The sequence below is a fragment of the Streptomyces sp. NPDC051913 genome (assembly GCF_044593635.1).
In the GTDB taxonomy this organism is placed as follows: domain Bacteria; phylum Actinomycetota; class Actinomycetes; order Streptomycetales; family Streptomycetaceae; genus Streptomyces.
Genome location: NZ_JBIUCI010000006.1, coordinates 131495 through 150108 on the forward strand (window position 1 = coordinate 131495; position 18614 = coordinate 150108).

18 protein-coding genes are annotated in these 18614 nt (G+C 70.9%); 9 read left to right on the top strand and 9 right to left on the bottom strand.

Translation table 11 applies throughout. The annotated features are described in order from the left end of the window. The first annotated feature begins 24 nt into the window (after positions 1–24). The 4 genes from ACIHIX_RS19915 (at position 25) to ACIHIX_RS19930 (ending at position 4265) form a co-directional block, all read left to right on the top strand. Positions 25–174, top strand: coding sequence for a DUF3574 domain-containing protein (locus tag ACIHIX_RS19915; RefSeq protein WP_399957643.1), 150 nt, complete (start codon positions 25–27; stop codon positions 172–174). A gap of 97 nt (positions 175–271) precedes the next feature. Continuing rightward, positions 272–1660 carry an aldehyde dehydrogenase family protein gene (locus ACIHIX_RS19920; RefSeq protein ID WP_399957646.1) on the top strand — a complete coding sequence of 463 codons (1389 nt, stop codon included), beginning with the start codon at positions 272–274 and terminating at the stop codon, positions 1658–1660. A 10-nt stretch (positions 1661–1670) separates the two neighbouring features. Continuing rightward, positions 1671–2750, top strand: coding sequence for a Zn-dependent alcohol dehydrogenase (locus ACIHIX_RS19925; protein ID WP_399957649.1), 1080 nt, complete (start codon positions 1671–1673; stop codon positions 2748–2750). A gap of 192 nt (positions 2751–2942) precedes the next feature. After that, a complete protein-coding gene (locus tag ACIHIX_RS19930; RefSeq protein ID WP_399957652.1) occupies positions 2943–4265 on the top strand; it encodes an MFS transporter in 1323 nt (440 codons plus the stop codon). Here the strand turns inward: ACIHIX_RS19930 and ACIHIX_RS19935 are convergent. From ACIHIX_RS19935 to ACIHIX_RS19945, 3 genes are all read right to left on the bottom strand, one after another. Continuing rightward, a complete protein-coding gene (locus ACIHIX_RS19935) occupies positions 4257–5177 on the bottom strand; it encodes a DMT family transporter (protein WP_399957654.1) in 921 nt (306 codons plus the stop codon). The genes ACIHIX_RS19930 and ACIHIX_RS19935 overlap by 9 nt on opposite strands. Before the next feature lie 109 nt (positions 5178–5286). Continuing rightward, positions 5287–6027 (bottom strand): ArsR/SmtB family transcription factor, encoded by a 741-nt coding sequence (locus ACIHIX_RS19940; RefSeq protein WP_399957656.1) that lies wholly within the window; start codon positions 6025–6027, stop codon positions 5287–5289. Between the two features lie 34 nt (positions 6028–6061). Further along, a complete protein-coding gene (locus ACIHIX_RS19945; protein ID WP_399957659.1) occupies positions 6062–6703 on the bottom strand; it encodes a TetR/AcrR family transcriptional regulator in 642 nt (213 codons plus the stop codon). 89 nt (positions 6704–6792) lie between these two features. Here ACIHIX_RS19945 and ACIHIX_RS19950 point away from each other — a divergent pair, with 89 nt between their 5' ends. The 3 genes from ACIHIX_RS19950 (at position 6793) to ACIHIX_RS19960 (ending at position 9047) form a co-directional block, all read left to right on the top strand. Further along, positions 6793–7947: an acyl-CoA dehydrogenase family protein gene (locus ACIHIX_RS19950; RefSeq protein WP_399958564.1), complete on the top strand. Its 1155-nt coding sequence runs from the start codon at positions 6793–6795 to the stop codon at positions 7945–7947. A gap of 80 nt (positions 7948–8027) precedes the next feature. Next, complete coding sequence (locus ACIHIX_RS19955; protein ID WP_399957662.1) at positions 8028–8315, top strand: YiaA/YiaB family inner membrane protein; 288 nt, start codon at positions 8028–8030, stop codon at positions 8313–8315. Between the two features lie 108 nt (positions 8316–8423). Continuing rightward, complete coding sequence (locus ACIHIX_RS19960; RefSeq protein ID WP_399957665.1) at positions 8424–9047, top strand: TetR/AcrR family transcriptional regulator; 624 nt, start codon at positions 8424–8426, stop codon at positions 9045–9047. Positions 9048–9066: 19 nt separating this feature from the next. Here ACIHIX_RS19960 and ACIHIX_RS19965 read toward each other — a convergent pair whose 3' ends face one another. After that, positions 9067–9528 carry a MaoC family dehydratase gene (locus ACIHIX_RS19965; protein ID WP_399957668.1) on the bottom strand — a complete coding sequence of 154 codons (462 nt, stop codon included), beginning with the start codon at positions 9526–9528 and terminating at the stop codon, positions 9067–9069. A gap of 95 nt (positions 9529–9623) precedes the next feature. Between ACIHIX_RS19965 and soxR the strand changes: the two genes are divergently transcribed. Then, the gene (soxR, locus tag ACIHIX_RS19970; RefSeq protein WP_399957671.1) at positions 9624–10127 is read left to right on the top strand and encodes a redox-sensitive transcriptional activator SoxR; all 504 of its coding nucleotides are present in this window, start codon (positions 9624–9626) and stop codon (positions 10125–10127) included. 45 nt (positions 10128–10172) lie between these two features. Here soxR and ACIHIX_RS19975 read toward each other — a convergent pair whose 3' ends face one another. The 3 genes from ACIHIX_RS19975 to ACIHIX_RS19985 all read right to left on the bottom strand — a co-directional run bounded on the left by ACIHIX_RS19975 (position 10173) and on the right by ACIHIX_RS19985 (position 12866). Further along, on the bottom strand, positions 10173–11240 hold the full coding sequence (locus tag ACIHIX_RS19975) for an RNA ligase (ATP) (protein ID WP_399957673.1): 1068 nt from the start codon (positions 11238–11240) through the stop codon (positions 10173–10175). A 106-nt stretch (positions 11241–11346) separates the two neighbouring features. Next, complete coding sequence (locus tag ACIHIX_RS19980; RefSeq protein WP_399957676.1) at positions 11347–12078, bottom strand: 3-keto-5-aminohexanoate cleavage protein; 732 nt, start codon at positions 12076–12078, stop codon at positions 11347–11349. A 185-nt stretch (positions 12079–12263) separates the two neighbouring features. After that, the gene (locus tag ACIHIX_RS19985) at positions 12264–12866 is read right to left on the bottom strand and encodes a hypothetical protein (protein WP_399957679.1); all 603 of its coding nucleotides are present in this window, start codon (positions 12864–12866) and stop codon (positions 12264–12266) included. 221 nt (positions 12867–13087) lie between these two features. On the opposite strand from ACIHIX_RS19985, the gene ACIHIX_RS19990 reads away from it, so the two are divergent. Next, entirely contained in the window at positions 13088–15874 is a 2787-nt protein-coding gene (locus ACIHIX_RS19990) for a penicillin acylase family protein (RefSeq protein ID WP_399957681.1), read from the top strand. Positions 15875–15902: 28 nt separating this feature from the next. On the opposite strand, the gene ACIHIX_RS19995 is transcribed toward ACIHIX_RS19990, so the two are convergent. Then, entirely contained in the window at positions 15903–17243 is a 1341-nt protein-coding gene (locus tag ACIHIX_RS19995) for a serine-threonine protein kinase (protein WP_399957684.1), read from the bottom strand. Between the two features lie 107 nt (positions 17244–17350). Continuing rightward, complete coding sequence (locus ACIHIX_RS20000; protein WP_399957688.1) at positions 17351–18586, bottom strand: exo-beta-N-acetylmuramidase NamZ domain-containing protein; 1236 nt, start codon at positions 18584–18586, stop codon at positions 17351–17353. Between the last annotated feature and the right edge of the window lie 28 nt (positions 18587–18614).

Below are 18614 nucleotides of genomic sequence, written 5' to 3' on the forward strand. Positions count from 1 at the left end.
CCGGCCGTCACCGACCGGCAGTTCATGGGGTTCGTCGACAAGGAGGTCACCCCGGACTTCCCGGACGGGCTGACCGTGCAGAACGGCCGCGGACAGTGGCGGGACGCGAGCGGGAAGACCTTCGGCCAGGAGGCGGTGGGGAGGGTCGACGGCCGGGCCGGGGTCAGCTTCTGATGGCATGAGGACATGAGCGTCTGGCATTCGAAAACTAACATCGCTAGTTTATGTGCCGGACGACGACATGGTCACGCCCCCGCCGGGAGGACGCACGATGAAGGCACATGACGGCATGTACATCGACGGCACATGGCGGCCCGCCGCCGGCCGGGACACGATCGAGGTCGTGAGCCCGGTCGACGAGCAGGTGATCGGCCGGGTCCCGGCCGGTACCGCCGAGGACGTCGACACCGCCGTACGGGCCGCCCGTGCCGTCCTCCCGGCCTGGGCGGCCACCCCGCCCGCCGAGCGGGCCGCGCGGCTGACCGCCCTCCGGGACGCCCTCCTGGCCCGCAGGGACGAGATCGCCGAGACGGTCACCGCCGAGCTGGGCTCGCCCCTGAAGTTCTCCGAGAACGTGCACGCCGCCGTCCCGATCGCGGTCGCCGGCTCGTACGCCGAACTCGCCGCGACCCACGCCTTCGAGGAGAAGGTCGGCAACTCCACCGTCTTCCACGAGCCCATCGGCGTGGTCGGCGCGATCACACCCTGGAACTACCCGCTGCACCAGATCGTCGCCAAGGTCGCCCCGGCCCTCGCGGCCGGCTGCACGGTGGTCCTGAAGCCCGCCGAGGACACCCCGCTCGTCGCCCAGCTCTTCGCCGAGGCCGTCCACGAGGCCGGCGTACCGGCCGGTGTCTTCAACCTCGTCACGGGCCTCGGCCCGGTCGCGGGCCAGGCCCTCGCCGAGCACCCGGGCGTCGACCTGGTCTCCTTCACCGGCTCCACCGCGGTCGGCCGCCAGATCGCCGTCACCGCGGGTGCCGCGATCAAGAAGGTCGCCCTCGAACTCGGCGGCAAGTCCGCCAATGTGATCCTGCCGAGTGCCGATCTGGCCAAGGCCGTGAACGTCGGCGTCGCCAACGTGATGTCCAACTCGGGCCAGACGTGCAGCGCGTGGACCCGCATGCTCGTCCACCGCGACCAGTACGACGAGGCGGTGGCGCTCGCCGCGACCGCCGCCGCCAAGTACGGCGACCGCATCGGCCCGGTCGTCAACGCCAAGCAGCGTGCGCGGGTGCGGAGTTACATCGACAAGGGCGTCGCGGAAGGCGCCCGGCTGGTCGCCGGAGGGTCGGAATCCCCGCGCGAGCAGGGCTACTTCATCGCCCCGACCGTCTTCGCCGACGTCACCCCCGAGATGACGATCGCCCAGGAGGAGATCTTCGGCCCGGTCCTGTCGATCCTCCGCTACGACGACGAGGACGACGCCCTGCGCATCGCCAACGGCACGGTCTACGGCCTCGCCGGTGCCGTCTGGGCCGGCGAGGAGACCGAGGCGGTGGCCTTCGCCCGCCGGATGGACACCGGGCAGGTCGACATCAACGGCGGCCGCTTCAACCCCCTCGCCCCCTTCGGCGGTTACAAGCAGTCCGGCGTCGGCCGGGAGCTCGGCGCGCACGGACTCGCCGAGTACCTCCAGACCAAGTCCCTCCAGTTCTGAGGAGCGCCTCATGGTTCGCGCAGCAGTCCTTCCCGCCGTGGGCGCCCCGCTGGAGATCACCGACATCGAGCTCCCGGAACCCGGTCCCGGCCAGGTCCGCGTCCGGCTCGCCGCCGCCGGCGTCTGCCATTCCGACCTGTCCCTGTCCAACGGCACCATGCGGGTCCCGGTCCCCGCGGTGCTCGGCCACGAGGGCGCGGGCACGGTGGTCGCCGTGGGCGAGGGCGTCACGGGGGTGGCGCCTGGTGACGGTGTCATCCTCAACTGGGCTCCCTCCTGCGGCCGTTGCCACGCCTGCTCACTCGGTGAGGTCTGGCTGTGCGGCAACGCCCTCAACGGCGCCGCCGACGTCTACGCCCGCACCGCGGACGGCACCGACCTCCATCCCGGCCTGAACGTCGCCGCGTTCGCCGAGGAGACGGTCGTCGCGGCGTCCTGCGTCCTGCCGCTCCCCGACGGCGTCCCGCTCACCGACGCGGCCCTCCTCGGCTGCGCCGTACTCACCGGCTACGGCGCCGTCCACCACTCGGCACGCGTCCGGGAGGGCGAGACGGTCGCCGTGTACGGCGTCGGGGGAGTGGGCCTGGCCACCCTCCAGGCGGCCCGGATCGCGGGCGCGTCGAAGATCGTCGCGGTCGATGTCTCCCCGGAGAAGGAGGAGTTGGCGCGCGCGGCCGGGGCCACGGACTATGTGATCGCCTCCGAGAACACCGCCCGCGAGATCAGGGGCCTCACCGGCAAGCAGGGCGTGGACGTGGCGGTGGAGTGCGTGGGCCGCGCCTCGACCATCCGCACCGCCTGGGACTCCACCCGCCGCGGCGGCCGGACGACGGTCGTCGGCATCGGCGGCAAGGACCAGCAGGTCACCTTCAACGCCCTGGAGATCTTCCACTGGGGCCGGACCCTGGCGGGCTGCGTCTACGGCAACTCCGACCCGGCGGAGGACCTGCCGGTGCTCGCCGAGCACGTCCGCGCGGGCCGCCTGGACCTGGGCGCCCTGGTGACGGAACGGATCGCCCTCGACGGCATCCCGGCCGCGTTCGAGAACATGATCGCGGGCAAGGGCGGCAGGGCGCTGGTCGTCTTCTAACACGCACGCACGCACGCCACGCCGCACCACGCCACGCCCCTGACCCCGGCCCGACCCAGGCCGGGGTCACAGGCGTGCCCACCAGCCCCTTGAGTGCTCGGGGCAACCTTCCCGCACAACCATTGCCTCCATACCGTCCGGTTAGTATGTTCGCCGCCAACGTCCCCACCGCACCCATCGGAGTGTGCACGCATGGACATGGCCCCCTCCGCTCCCTCCCTCCCCACGACCGCCCTCCCCACGGTCAACCGCCGCCGCGTAGCCACGGCGGCCGCCCTCGCCTCCGCCGTCGAGTGGTACGACTACTTCGTCTTCGGCATAGCCGCCGCCCTGGTCCTCGGCGACCTGTACTTCCCGGCCGGCAGCTCCACCGCCGGCGTCCTCGCCTCCTTCGCGACCTTCGCCGTGGGCTTCCTGGCCCGCCCGATCGGCGGCATCGTCGCCGGCCACCTCGGCGACAAGCGCGGCCGCAAGCCGATGCTGGTCCTGGCGCTCACGCTCATGGGCCTCGCCACGACCGGCATCGGCCTGCTCCCGACGTACGACACGATCGGCGTCGCCGCCCCGATCCTGCTGGTCGCCCTCCGTGTCGTGCAGGGCATCGCGGTCGGCGCGCAGTGGGGCGGCGCGATGCTGCTGGCCACCGAGTACGCCCCCGAGGGCAAGCGCGGCATCTACGGCAGCGTCGTCCAACTCGGCGTCCCCATCGGCGTGGTGACCGCCAACACGGTGTTCCTGCTGGCCGGCGCGTTCACCACGGACAGCGGGTTCGCGGCCTGGGGCTGGCGCGTCCCGTTCCTCATCGGCCTGTTCGTCCTCGCACTGGCCTGGTACATCCACGCCAAGGTCGAGGAGACCCCCGAATTCCGTGCGGCGGAGCGGGCGTTGGCCGAGAAGGAGAAGTCGGAACAGAGCTCCCCGCTGCGTACGATCCTGCGCGGCCACCTCGGCACGGTCCTGCTCGCGGGCGGCTCCTTCGCCGTGAACACCGCGACCTTCTACATCCTCATCACCGGCGTCCTCGACTACACGACCCGTGAACTCGACATGAAGAAGAGCGCGGTCCTCACCGTCTCGCTCTGTGTCAGCCTCACCCAGCTCGTCCTGATCCCGGCCGCGGCGGCACTCTCCGACCGCTACGGCCGCATCCGGATCTACACCATCGGCGCGATCGGCATCGCCGCGTGGGCGATCCCGCTGTTCCTGCTGATCGACACCGGCTCACTGCTCTGGCTCGCGGTCGCCACCTTCGTCGCCAGCTGCTTCCTGAGCATCATGTACGGCCCCCAGGCCGCCCTGTTCGCCGAGCTGTTCACGCCGGAGATGCGCTACACCGGAGCCTCCCTCGGCTACCAGATCGCGGCCGTGGCGGGCGGCGGGCTCGCGCCCTTCCTGATGGTCCTGCTCCTGGAGGCGACCGGCACCTCCCTCGCCGTCTCCGGCTACATCATCGCCCTCTCCGTCATCGCCCTGATCTCCATCAAGGTCCTTGCGGGCAGGGCACGTTCACACTGAGTCGGTGACCTTCGCGGGCCGTGGCGCCACCGCCGCCGCGGCCCGCGACCGGGACACCGCGACCCCCGCGAGACACAGCACCCCGCCCGCCAGCGTGAACAGCCCCGGCACCTCACCGAGCGCCACCCAGGACATCAGCACGACCAGCGCGGGCACCGCGTAGGTGGTCGCGCCCATCCGGCTGGCGGTCGTACGGGCGAGGGCGTACGCCCAGGTGGTGAAGGCCAGCGCGGTGGGAAAGACACCCAGATAGACCATGTTGAGCGTCGCGGAGACGGGCGCGTCGGCCACCTGGTGGACCAGCTGCCCGGCGAACGGCAGACACACGACGGCCCCCACGAGACAGCCGTACGTGGTGACTTGCAACGCGCTGGCGGCCCCGAGCGCCGGCTTCTGAGCGACGACCCCACCGGCGTAGGCGACGGCGGCGAGCAGACACAGCACCACCCCGAGCACGGACGAACCGCCCCCGCCCGACATCGACAGCCCCACGGTGACGGCCCCCGCGAACGACACCGCCATCCCGGCGAGCAGCCGCGGCGGCATGGCATCCCCGAGCAACCGTGAGCCGAGCAGCGCGATGAGGATCGGCCCGATGTTCACCACCAGGGCGGCGGTACCGGCGTCCACCTGCTGCTCACCCCAGTTCAGGACGACCATGTAGACCCCGAACCAGAGCAGCCCGGATATCCCGATGCCGGGCCAGGCGGCTCGGGGAGGGGGCCCTTCGCGTCGTACGAGACACAGGGCGCTCAGCGCGATGACACCGGAGAGCAGCCGCCCGAGCGCGAGGGCACCGGGCGAGTAGACATCCCCCGCACTCCGGATGGAGACGAAGGCGGAGGCCCAGAGCAGGACGGTGACAAGGGCAGCACCGGCGGCGAGGAGGTCAGGGCGACGGTGGTTCATCATGCTCCTGAGGCTAGGAAGGTTCGGTGTCTGAGACCGGCGGGATTCGGACCGTGAGGATCCGCGGCTCCGTTGGGGCTGGTCGCGCAGTTCCCCGCGCCCCCAGAAGCCCTCAGCGCAACGTCGTTGCCTGGATGCCCAGCAGCTTCGCCAAGGCCCGCTCTCCCTCCGTTGTCACCTTCACCGCCCGCTCCGACCCGATCCGCACGCACCACTCCGCCTCCAGCGCATGTCGGCAAAGAGCCGCCCCGGCCACGCCCGCAAGATGAGGCCGCCGCTCGGTCCAGTCCAGGCAAGCCCGTACCAACGGCCGCCGCCCCCCGCGATCAAGCGCGATCCCCACCCGCTCGAACCACTCCGACCCGGCATCGGTCAGAGCGAACCCCGCGTCCTGCCGCAGGAGTCGACGCTCAGTCATCGCGTCGGTCACCACAATCCCGAGCCGCCCCGCAAGATGGTCGTAACAGGTACGCCCCCGCGCCATCGCGGACCTCGCGCTGGACTCCCGCAGAGTCCGCGGACGCACCCCCGCCTCCGGCGCCACCTGCGCCGACAGCTCCTCCACCAGCTGTGCCACCCGCGCGTCAGCGAGCCGTACATACCGGTGCCGCCCCTGCCGCTCCTCCGCGAGCAGTCCACCCGCGACGAGCTTGCCCAGATGCTCGCTCAGCGTCGACGCGGCGACACCCGCATGCCGGGCCAGCTCACCCGCCGTCCACGCCCGCCCGTCGAGCAGCGCCAGCAGACATGCGGCGCGCGTCTCGTCGGCGATGAGTCCGGCGAGCCGGGCCAGCTGGCTCGCCCGGCGGTTCCCGCGGTTCCTGGGGTCCCTGGAGGTCATGCCTCCCAGCATGGGACACCAACACTTCGGCGCCCACCGAAGCGTGCTACGCGGGCCGCTCTACCTGCGCGTACTGCCCCGCCAACCCGTCCAGCAGCGCGGCGAGCCCGGTCTCGAAGGCCCGCTCGTCGATCTTCTCCTGCTGCTCGGCGAGAAGGTGGGCCTGGCCGAGGTGCGGATAGTCGGCGGGGTCGTACGCGCTCTGGTCGTCCACGAATCCCCCGGCGAAGGAGCCGAGCGCGGAGCCCATGATGAAGTACCGCATCAGCGCGCCGATGGACGTGGCCTGCGCGGGCGGCCAGCCGGCGTCGACCATCGCGCCGTACACCGCGTCCGCGACCCGCAGTCCGGCGGGCCGTCGGCCGGGCCCCTGGGCGAGGACGGGAACGATGTGCGGGTGGTCCCGCATCGCGGACCGGTAGGAGACGGCCCAGTCGTGCAGCGCGGTCCGCCAGTCGCGGCCGTCCTCGAACATCGACAGGTCGACCTGGGCGCTGACCGAGTCGGCCACGGCCTCCAGGATCTCGTCCTTGGTGCGGAAGTGGTTGTAGAGCGAGGGCCCGCTGACCCCCAGCTCGGCGGCGAGCCGCCGGGTGGACACGGCCGCGAGGCCCTCCGCGTCCACGAGGGCCCGTGCCGTCTCGACGATCCGGTCGGTGCTGAGGAGGGGCTTGCGCGGTCGGGCCATGGCGCACATAGTAGGGCTGCACAAAGAAACTAGCAGTGCTAATTTAAATGTACGCCTTTCATGCGCCTTTCAAGTGGGGTGATCTCGTGGTGAACCTGGGACTCAGCGAGGAGCAGGAGGCCGTACGGCGGCTCGCCCGCGACTTCGTGGAGCGCGAGATCGCCCCGCATGTCATCGCCTGGGACCGCGCCGAGGAGGTCGACCGGGGCATCGTGAAGAAGCTGGGCGAGGTCGGGTTCCTGGGCCTGACGATCGACGAGGAGTACGGCGGCTCGGGCGGCGATCATCTGGCGTACTGCCTGGTGACCGAGGAACTCGGCCGCGGTGACTCCTCCGTGCGCGGGATCGTCTCCGTCTCCCTCGGCCTGGTCGCCAAGACCATCGCCGCCTGGGGGAGCGAGGAGCAGAGGCGGCAGTGGCTGCCGGGGCTGACCTCGGGGGAGTACGTCGGCTGCTTCGGCCTCACCGAGCCCGGCACCGGCTCCGACGCCGGGAACCTCGTCACCCGCGCGGTGCGCGACGGTGGGGGAGACTACGTCATCAACGGCACCAAGATGTTCATCACCAACGGCACCTGGGCCGACGTGGTGCTGCTGTTCGCCCGCTCCACCGACGCCCCCGGCCACAAGGGCGTCTCCGCCTTCCTCGTCCCGACCGACACCCCCGGCCTGAGCCGCCGCACCATCCACGGCAAGCTCGGCCTGCGCGGCCAGGCCACCGCCGAGCTGGTCCTGGAGGACGTGCGCGTCCCCGCCTCCGCGCTGCTGGGCGAGGAGGGCAAGGGGTTCTCGGTCGCCATGTCGGCGCTCGCCAAGGGGCGGATGTCGGTCGCGGCGGGCTGTGTCGGCATCGCGCAGGCGGCCCTGGACGCGGCCGTGCGGTACGCCGGTGAGCGCGAGCAGTTCGGCAAGCCGATCGCGAGCCACCAGTTGGTCCAGGAACTGATCAGCGACATCGCCGTGGACGTCGACGCGGCCCGGTTGCTGACCTGGCGGGTCGCCGACCTCGTCGACCGCGGCCTGCCCTTCGCCACCGAGTCCTCCAAGGCCAAGCTCTTCGCCTCGGAGGCCGCGGTCCGGGCCGCCAACAACGCCCTCCAGGTCTTCGGCGGCTACGGCTACATCGACGAGTACCCGGCGGGCAAGCTGCTGCGCGACGCCCGCGTGATGACCCTCTACGAGGGCACCAGCCAGATCCAGAAGCTGGTCATCGGGCGGGCGCTGACCGGGGTTTCGGCCTTCTGAGGCGTTCTGAGTACGTGCGTCTGCGGGCCTGAGTATCTCGGCGGATGTGGTGCGCGCCGCGTCCGCCGAAGCTGGTCCCCATGAGCGACACACCGGTCAAGCAGCAGAGCACGGCGGCCTTCTACGGCCAGGCCGTCGCGTCCTTCGCCGTCGCGATGGCCGCGACCGCCATCGGCATCGTCCGCCTGGACGCCAACGCATGGGTGCGGGGCTTCCTCGCCATCGCCGTCCTGTACCTCGTCACCTCCGCCTTCACCCTCGCCAAGGTCATCCGGGACCGCCAGGAGGCCGGGCAGATCGTCAGCCGCGTCGACCAGGCCCGCCTGGAGAAGCTCCTCGCCGAGCACGACCCGTTCGAGAAGCTCTGAGCCGTGTTGCTGGACTGCGCCGACCCGATCCGCCGGACCGGCACTAAGCGCTCGCTCACCTGGGGCGGTATGGTGGTGCCTCTGTACGTGGAGAGGGGCGAGCAAGCGATGAGTACGGCGGAGGACACGGCCGGCGGCGAGACGTCGGCGTGGGGCGAGGTCACGCCCGACGCGGCACGGCGCCTGCTGATCGCGGCGGTGGAGGCCTTCGCCGAGCGCGGCTACCACGCCACGACGACGCGGGACATCGCGGGCCGCGCGGGCATGAGCCCCGCCGCGCTCTACATCCACTACAAGACCAAGGAGGAGCTCCTCCACCGCATCAGCCGGATCGGCCACGCGAAGGCCCTGGAGATCCTGCGGACCGCGGCCCGTCGCGAGGGCACCGCCACCGAGCGGCTCGCCGACGCGGTCGGCTCCTTCGTCCGCTGGCACGCCGGCGGCCGTACGACGGCCCGGGTCGTCCAGTACGAGCTGGACTCCCTCGGCCCCGACGCCCGCGCCGAGATCCTCGACCTGCGCCGGCAGTGCGACGCCGAGGTGCGGGCGATCATCGAGGACGGGGTCGCCTCCGGCGAGTTCGACGTCCTGGACGTCAAGGGCACCACCCTCGCCGTGATGTCGCTCTGCATCGACGTCGCCCGCTGGTTCAACGTCGACGGCCCCTGGACGCCCGACGAGGTCGGCGCGCTCGACGCCGACCTCGTGCTGCGGATGGTGGGAGCCAAGTAGCTCGCGGGGGCGGTGCCCCTCAGAGGTAGTAGCGCGACACCGACTCGGCGACGCACACCGGCTTGTCGCCGCCCTCGCGCTCGACACTGAAGGCGACGGTCACCTGGACGCCGCCCGGCACATCGTCGACCCCGGTGATCACCGCGGTGCCCCGCAGGCGCGAGCCGACCGGCACGGGCGCGGGGAAACGCACCTTGTTGGTGCCGTAGTTGACGCCCATCTTCACGCCCTCGACCTTGATCAGCTGCGGCCCGAAGAGCGGGAGCAGCGAGAGGGTCAGGTACCCGTGCGCGATGGTCGTGCCGAACGGCCCGGTGGCGGCCTTCTCCGGATCGATGTGGATCCACTGGTGGTCGCCGGTGGCGTCGGCGAACAGGTCGATCCGCTTCTGGTCGACCTCCAGCCAGTCGGTGTACCCCAGCTGCTCGCCCACCGCCGCCTTCAGGTCGTCGGCGCCCGTGAAGATCCTCGGCTCTGCCATGTCCCGCCTCCTCGTCCCAGACTCACTCTAAGCGACTGCTTAGCATGGTCGGCCTCGGGGGCCGTGTCAACGGAAGTCTGGGTAGGGTTCGAGGGGTGCCCCAGATTCCCGAGAAGATCCACGAGCTCACGGTCGGCCAGCTCGCCGCGCGCAGCGGTGCCGCCGTCTCCGCCCTGCACTTCTACGAGGCCAAGGGTCTGATCAGCAGCCGCCGCACCACGGGCAACCAGCGCCGCTACGCCCGCGACGCCCTGCGCCGGGTCGCCTTCGTACGGGCCGCGCAGCGGGTGGGCATTCCGCTGGCGACGATTCGCGAGGCGCTCGCCGAGCTGCCGGAGGAGCGGACGCCGACGCGGGAGGACTGGGCACGGTTGTCGGAGGCGTGGCGGTCCGAACTCGACGAGCGGATCAAGCAGTTGAACCGTCTGCGGGATCACCTCACGGACTGTATCGGGTGCGGGTGTCTGTCGTTGGAGTCGTGTGTCCTGTCCAACCCGGATGACGTGTTCGGGGAGCGGCAGGGCGCGGGGTCGCGGTTGCTGGTGGAGAAGCGGCGTGACAAGGAGGAGCGGTGCGTCCCTGAGGGGCGGTGCGGCTGAGGGGGCGGGGGGGTGACGTCGCCGGGTGCGGGTTGTGTCGTGCGTCTACTCGTACTCGGTTCCATTCTTCCTGGTCAGATACGCCGGGCTCACGGCCTTCGCTATGGCCCTGCCGCCGGTGACCTCGCTGTAGCGCCCGGTCGCCGGGCGGATCACCACCCCCTCCCTCAGGTGCAGCTCGCGGCCCGACACCGTCTCTCGTCCGCTCGCCACCTCCAACACCCGCTCGATGTCGTACGGCCCCTCGAAGAGCCTCGGGACCAACGGCAGCTCCCCGTCCAGGAGTTCCGCCGGGTCCAGCCAGCGCACCTCGCCGTCGATCTCCGCGGAGACGTCGAAGACCGCGTAACCGAGGGTGTCCCGGCGGCCGTCCGCGCCGTACGTGAGGTCCTGCACGCCCGCGCCGTAGACCTCGGCGAAGATGCCGACCCGGGTCGCGCCGAGCCGGTCGGCCAGGCGGGCCGCGACCTCGGGGACACCATGGCCCTGTACCGCCCGCCAGTACAGGTTCCGCGGATCCTCCTTCAGGGCCAGCGACTTCGCGCCGAATCCCTTCGAGGAGACGTACACCCGCTCCTCGCCCGCGAGATACGTGAGCAGACAGGCGGAGCCGTGCAGTTTCTCGGTCAGGACCACCGGCTCCCCCGGGGTGAAGACGTCCGGGTAGCGCTGGATGTTCTCGATGTCGACCCAGGGCAGCAGATCGGGCGCGGACTCCACCTCGCCGCTCATCGTGGGCGGGATCGGGGGCACCCACTTGGTGATGCCGAGCCGCTCCGCGAAGTCGGTGCCGTCCGCGGCGGCCCGCGTCAGGTCGACGTCGGCGAGTGCCGAGGGTCGGCAGACGATGCCCTGCGAGAGCTCACCGCGCAGCCGTACGGCCTTGACCCGGTCCGCGTTGCCACCGGCCAGTCGTCCGGTCAGCCCCAGCTCCTCGATCAGACCGGCGGGCAGCACGGACTGCTCGGGGATGTACACGGCCGCGTCGCCGGTGCGATAGGCGCCCTTGGCGACGACGGCCCGGTACAGGCCCACCTGGGCCAGTTCGAGTGCGTCGGCGTTGGGGTGGTCGTGGACGGTCAGCACTTCGGCGGTGACGCGCAGCGTCGACATCGGGGCTCCTCGGTCATGTGCTCAGGTGTGTTTCATCGCCTCCAACTGTCCGTATGCGAAAGGGGTGGAGCGAGGGGATTTGCGGCTGGTACCGTCGCCGGTCCGTTCACGACGAGCGTCTCGCCCACCCGTACCGGTCCAGCCCCGCCGCCACCAACTGCGCGTTGGACGAAGCCGGTTCGCCGTCCGGGAGCAGCAGCGTGTCCTCCAGGCCGATCCGGGTCGCAAGACGCAGGCGTCCGGCCAGCCGCAGGACCGGCCATGCCCCGCCGTCCTCGCCGTGCAGCAGCACCGGGCGGCCGTGCGGTGCCGTGCCGAGGTCGGCCAGCAGGGCGCGGGCCGTGTCCTGGGCGGTGTCAGGTGAGGTGTCCGTCACCTCGGCCAGCACCCGCAGCACCCTCGGCCCGAGCGGCGATCTCGCGAACCGCGCCGCCGCGTCCGTACCGGACCAGATCCCGGCCTCCACGCCCACGCCCCGCTCGATCAGCGCGGCGGCCAGCTCCTCCGCCCCCGGTTCGTGCCAGTTGACCGAGGCGTGGTCGGGGAGCGCCGTCCAGCCGCGGATCCGCTCCAGGCGGGCGGCGGGGTCAGGTTCCGCCCAGGCGCCCGTGGTGACGCCGACCGGGACCGACACCCGTGCCCGTATCGCCTCCAGGGTTGTCGCGAGCACCCGGGGTGACAGCGTGTCGCCGCCGCAGGGCGTCTTGGGGTGGACATGGACGTCCGTGGCCCCGGCCGCGACCGCCGCCGCCGCGGACTCGGCCATCGCCTCCGGCGACAGCGGCACCGCCGCACCGTCGGCCGCCCCTCGGGGCCCGTTGAGACACACCTGAACCATGACTCGATGGTGCCAGTCGGCACCGACAACGCCCCCGGCGAAGGCCGTACCTGTGGACAACCGGCCCGATGTGGAAAAACCCGGGGCAACGCTCACGGCCGTCACACGTCGTCATGGTCGTCATGGTCTTCACGGTCGTCAAAGAGGGGGTGCGGCATCCCCGGCGCACCCCCGGGTCGCACCACTCAGGCGGACACCAGCAGCCGTCCACGCCTGGACGCCGCCAGGGCCTCGGGTGTCAGCACCGGACGCGGCACCACGATCCCGCAGTCCGTGCAGACCGGGCCCGAGGAGGGTTCGTGGGCCAGGTCGTACTTCCAGACCAGTCGCTCCCCGCGGCACACCGGGCACAGGGAACCCGGTTCACGCTCCAGCCCGGAGATCAGTTTGCGCAGCACGTCGGCCAGCGGCTCACGGGGGTGGAGCCGCGGGTCGTCGCACCAGGCGACACCGAAACCGCCCCAGGTCAGCCGGTGCCAGTCGTCGACACTGCCCGGCCTGCGCAGTCCGTCGTGCTTCTCCTTCTTGCGTCGCTCGGCGAACTCGACCTCATAGGCCAGCCAGACCGAACGCGCCTCCTCCAGTTCGTCCAACGCGGCCACGAGCCGCGCCGGATCGGGGGACCGGTCCTCGGGACCGAATCCCGCCCGGGAGCACAAGTGGTCCCAGGTCGCCCTGTGTCCGTACGGAGCGAAGCGCTCAAGGCACTTGCGCAGTGAGTAGCGTCGCAGCGCCAGATCGCACCGTGGATCTCGCACCTGTCTCGCCAGACTCCGGAAACCGGCCATCGCCCTGCACCTCCGTCACACCTGCACCTGTACTTCGGTCACTTCGGCGTCGTCGAACGGACGTCGCCGAATAGACGTATCGACAAGCGATTTGGCTCCATCCGATTTCCGATGACCCCCATTCGCCTCCGGATCGGGTACCAAAACTTGACGCATGTTCATCTTCAATCCCGGGGATACCGGCGGTAACGTCCGGCCCACCCCCGTCGGTAGGAGCTGCCATGCCTCGGCGCACCTCACGCACCGCTCTCGACAGACTGAGAACTCCCGGCAGACTCACCGGGTTCCTGAAGACCGCATCCGTATGCGCCCTGATTGCCGGTCTTTTGTCCCCTCTTGGCCAAGCAGCGGCGGCAGCCGAGGCGACGGCCGCCAACGACTACTGCGGCAGCCAGTGCTCCGACATCCTGCCGCCCGGCGAGAACGGCAACGCCACCCTCGCCCAGATCCTCCTCAACCAGGCCTTCGGCTCCCAGCCCGACCACGCCGAGGACCAGCTCGGCCCCTACGCCAACCTGGCCAAGGGCTACTCCTCGCTCACCAACGCCACCATCAACACCTTCTTCAACGACGCCTCGTTCGGCGTGGCCTCCGATCAAGTCGCCTCCACCCTCAGCCCGGCCGGCCGCACCGACGTGACGATCGTCCGCGACAAGAAGACGGGTGTGCCGCACATCACCGGTACCACCAGATACGGCACCGAGTTCGGCGCCGGCTATGCGGCGGCCCAGGACCGGCTGTGGCTGATGGACGTCTTCCGCCACGTCGGACGCGGCCAGCTGACCACCTTCGCGGGCGGTGCCCCCTCCAACCAGGGCCTTGAGCAGCAGTTCTGGCGCAACGCCCCCTACAGCGAGGCCGATCTCCAGGCCCAGATCGACAACGCCGTGGCCAACAACGGCACCCGCGGCCAGCAGGCCCTCGCCGACGCCAACGCCTACCTCGCCGGCATCAACGCCTACATCGACGCCTCCGACAGCGGGCGCTACTTCCCCGGCGAGTACGTGCTGACCGGCCACAAGGACTCCGTCACCAACGCCGGCACCATCGACCACTTCAAGCTCACCGACCTGGTCGCGCTGGCCTCCGTCATCGGCGCCCTGTTCGGCTCCGGCGGCGGTGGCGAGGTCAACAACGCGATATCGCTGATGGCCGCCCAGGAGCAGTACGGCGTGACGAAGGGCACCGAGGTCTGGGAGTCCTTCCGCGAGCGCAACGACCCCGAGGCGGTCCTCACCGTCCACAACGGCGAGAGCTTCCCGTACGCCACCAAGCCCGCCGCCCCGGAGGGCGAGGCGCTGCCCGACGCCGACTCCGTGTCCACCGAGCCGCTGGTCTACGACCCGACCGGCACCGGCGGCGACCAGAGCGCCTCGGCGGCAGCCGCCACGGCGACCGCGAACGCCCTCACCTCCGCCAAGCGCGGCATGTCCAACGCCCTCGTGGTGAGCGGCAAGTACACCGCGAGTGGCCACCCGGTCGCCGTCTTCGGCCCGCAGACCGGCTACTTCGCACCCCAGCTGCTCATGCTCCAGGAGATCCAGGGCCCGGGCATCAGCGCCCGCGGCGCCTCCTTCGCGGGCCTGAGCATGTACGTCGAACTCGGTCGCGGCCAGGACTACGCGTGGTCCGCCACCACCTCCGGCCAGGACATCATCGACAGCTACGCCGTCGAGCTGTGCCAGGACGACTACCACTACCTCTACCACGGCACCTGCACGGCCATGGAGAAGATCGAACAGAAGAACTCCTGGGCCCCGACCACGGCCGACGGCACCGCCGCCGGCTCGTACACCATGCGGGTCTGGCGCACCAAGTACGGCCCGGTGGAGTACCGCGCGACCGTCGGCGGCAAGAAGGTCGCCTACACCACCCTGCGCTCCTCGTACATGCACGAGGCCGACTCGATCATCGGCTTCCAGATGCTGAACGACCCGGACTACGTCAAGAGCCCGCAGACCTTCCAGAGCGCGGTGCAGCACATCAACTACACGTTCAACTGGTTCTACGCCGACTCCACGCACACCGCGTACTACAACAGCGGCGACAACCCGGTCCGCGCGAGCGGCGTGGACGCCGAGTTCCCGGTGTGGGCGCAGTCGGCGTACGAGTGGAAGAACTGGAACCCGACGACCAACACCGCCGACTACACGGCGGCCTCGGCCCACCCCAACTCCATCGACCAGGACTACTACATCTCCTGGAACAACAAACAGGCGAAGGACTACACCACCGCACCCTGGGGCGACGGCTCGGTGCATCGCGGCAACCTCCTGGAGGACCGCGTGAAGAAGCTCGTCGCCGCGGGCGGCGTCACCCGGGCCGCACTGGTGAAGGCGATGGCCGACGCGGCCCTCGCCGACCTGCGCGCCGAGGACGTGCTGCCCGACCTGCTGAAGGTCATCAACAGCAGCACGGTCACCGACTCCACGGCCGCGGCGGCGGTGACCAAGCTCCAGACCTGGCTCACGGCGGGCGGCAAGCGCACGGAGACGTCGGCGGGTTCGAAGGCGTACGCCAACGCGGACGCGATCCGCATCCTGGACGCGTGGTGGCCGCTCCTGGTGGAGGGCGAGTTCAAACCCGGCCTCGGCAGTGACCTGTTCACCGCCTTCCAGGCCAACCTGCCCGTCGACGAGTCCCCGTCGGCCGCACACGGCCCGACCGGCGCACACGCGGGCAGCTCCTTCCAGTACGGCTGGTGGTCCTACGTCGACAAGGACATCCGCGCGGTGCTCGGCGAGACCGTGCAGGGGCCGCTGGCGAACAAGTACTGCGGCGGCGGCAGCCTCAGCGCCTGCCGGGACATCCTGATCAGCACCCTGAAGACGGCGGCCGGCAAGACCGCGGCCCAGGTCTACCCGGGTGACGACCTGTGTTCCGCGGGCGACCAGTGGTGCGCCGACTCGATCGTCCAGCGCACCCTCGGCGGCATCAAGCACTACAACATCAGCTGGCAGAACCGGCCGACCTACCAGCAGGTCGTGGAGTTCACCTCACACCGGTGAGCTGAGCTGAGCGGACGGTGGCGGCGGGTCAGCGGATGCGGCCCGCCGCCACCACCAGCTGCGCCAGCTCCCGATGCACGATGTCACTGTGCGCCCCGGCCGGCGCGCCGCCGTCCTTCACCACCGACGCCGCGTCGACGTTCACGCACCCGGAGGTCGGCAGCGTCGTCCTGAGCGCGTCGGCGAGCTTCCACGCGCGCGTGCCCGGCACCGCCTGCACCCCGTCATGGCCCATCGCCCCCCACTTGGCGCCCAGCATCCGTCCGAGGTCCACCCCGGCGCTCGCCGCGTCCCCGGCCATGCGCGAGGCCAGCGGGTACATGGTGCTCAGGGCCTGGTCGAAGCGGGAGAAGCAGCACACGAGGGGGCCGTCGATGCGGTTCTGCTGCCCCTGCAACACCCCTCCCGCGCGCGGGTCGTGCGGCAGCCGGGCCGCGAACGCGTAGTGCGAGAAGGCCCCTTGGAGCAGCGTCACCGACTTCACGGTGTGCACCCCGTCGGGCAGGCCGCGCAGCGCGAACGACACCAGACGCCCGCCGAAGCTGTGCCCGACGAGATGCACCCGCACCTGCGGCCGCTCCGCCGCGAGCTGCCCGATCACCCGCCCGAGCCCTCGTTCACCGACCGTCCCGGCGCGCCGCTTCATCGCGTAGTACGTGGCCTGCCGCAGCAACTCGTGCGCTCCGTCCCAGGGGTTGGGGATCGAGAAACCCTCCGTCACTCCGTCCGGCACTCCCTCCGGTACCCCGTCCGGTGCCTCGACCTCGGCGAGCCCCCGCGCGAAGTCCTCGCACACCCCCACCACCGGTCCGGAGAACATGTCCGGCTCGCTCTGCGGCACGCCCTCCGCGAGGGTGTCCGCCCCGAACAGCGCCTGCGGCCCTGCCGGGACCACCTCGACCAGCATCCGCACCAGCCGACCGAACTCCTCCAGCTCGGACTCCTCGCGCGGCTGCTGGTCCAGCATCCGCGCGATCTGGTCGATGACGGTGGCCCGGCCCGGGAAGGTCTCCAACAGCGCGTGCCGGGTGTCCTTGTCCAGCGCCGGACGCCGGGTGGTCTCGGCCGCCACCGACCGCGGGAAGTCCGGGATCGGCTCGTCGGAGAACCGCATCGACGGCCACACCACCCCCACGAACCCGAGCTTCGCCTGGGGCGCGAGCTCCGGGATCGGCGCGAAGAAGCGGCTGTAGAGCCGGGTCGCGCCCGAACGGTCGTTGTTCCAGCCGTGCGCGAAGACGATCAGATCCCGCACACCGCGCTCCGCGACACCGGACAGCAGCCGGTCGCGCCGTCCCCCGTCCGGGTCGCCGTCCGCGTCGAAGGTCAACTCCCAGTACGGGCTCACGCTCATCGCCGGATCCGCCATGACTGGCCCCCTCGTCCCCCGAAGTGGTGCGATGCCGTCGCATCGTCCTCCTGTGGGGCGAAGTTGGCCATACTTCGCGAGTCAACTGCCCGGTTCGGCCCAGGGGCTCATCTGTACAGCAGGTACTCCTTACGGATGCGGCGGAACGCCGCCAGCTCCTCGCGCCAGCCCGCCACCACCTCGTCGGGGCCCGCGCCCGCGTCGATCGCGGTCCGCACCTGGGTCGAGCCGGTGAGCTTGTCGATCCAGTTGTCGGACCGCCAGGCGAACCCGGGCCACTCGTGTTTCGCGGTCACGAGCAGCGCGACCCCCGTGCGGACGGGGTCGTACGCGGCCCGGTCGTGCACATGGATCTGCACTCCGCCGACCGTCCTGCCCTGGAACTTGGAGAACGTCGGCGCGAAGTACGCCTCCCTGAAACGCACGCCCGGCAGCCCGAGTTCGTTCGCGGCGGCGGCCCAGCGCCCGTCGATCCCCTCCGCGCCGAGCAACTCGAAGGGACGGGTGGTGCCCCGCCCCTCCGACAGGTTCGTCCCCTCGAAGAGACACGTCCCCGAATACACCAACGCGGTGTCCGGCGTCGGCATGTTGGGGCTCGGCGGCACCCACGGCAGCCCGGACGCGTCGTAGAACTGCGACCGCTTCCACCCGGTCATGAGTACGGTGTCCAGCGCGACGGGCGTGGCCAGGAACTCCCCGTTGAACAGCCGTGCCAGCTCGGCGACCGTCATGCCGTGCGCCTGTGAGATCGGCTGCCGCCCGACGAAGGTCGCGAACTCCTTGTGCAGGACCGGGCCTTCGGCGAAGCGGCCGGTGACGGGGTTCGGGCGGTCGAGCACCACGAACCGCTTCCCGGCGAGCTGGGCCGCCTCCATGCAGTCGTAGAGCGTCCAGATGTACGTGTAGAAGCGCGCGCCCACGTCCTGGATGTCGAAGACGACGGTGTCGACGCCGGACGCGGTGAAGACGTCGGCGAGGGGTTGGCCGCTCTTCAGATAGGTGTCGTAGACCGGGAGCCCGGTGGCGGGGTCGTCGTAGCGGCCCTCGGAGCCGCCGGCCTGGGCGGTGCCGCGGAAGCCGTGTTCGGGGCCGAAGACGGCCCGTAGGTCCACCTGAGGGTCTGCGTGCATGACGTCGACGACGTGCTGGGCGTCCCGGGTGATGCCGGTGGGGTTGGTGACGATGCCTACGCGTTGGCCGTTGAGGAGGGTGTAGGCGTCTGCCGCCAGGCGTTCGAAGCCGGTGTGCAGGCGGCGGTGCGGGGCCGCGGAGGCGGGGGGTGCGCAGGAGAGTGCGGTTGCTGCCGTTGTCGCTGCGAGGAGTGCTCGTCTGGATAGGCGCATGGGGTGCACGGTATTGCTCCCGCAGGTC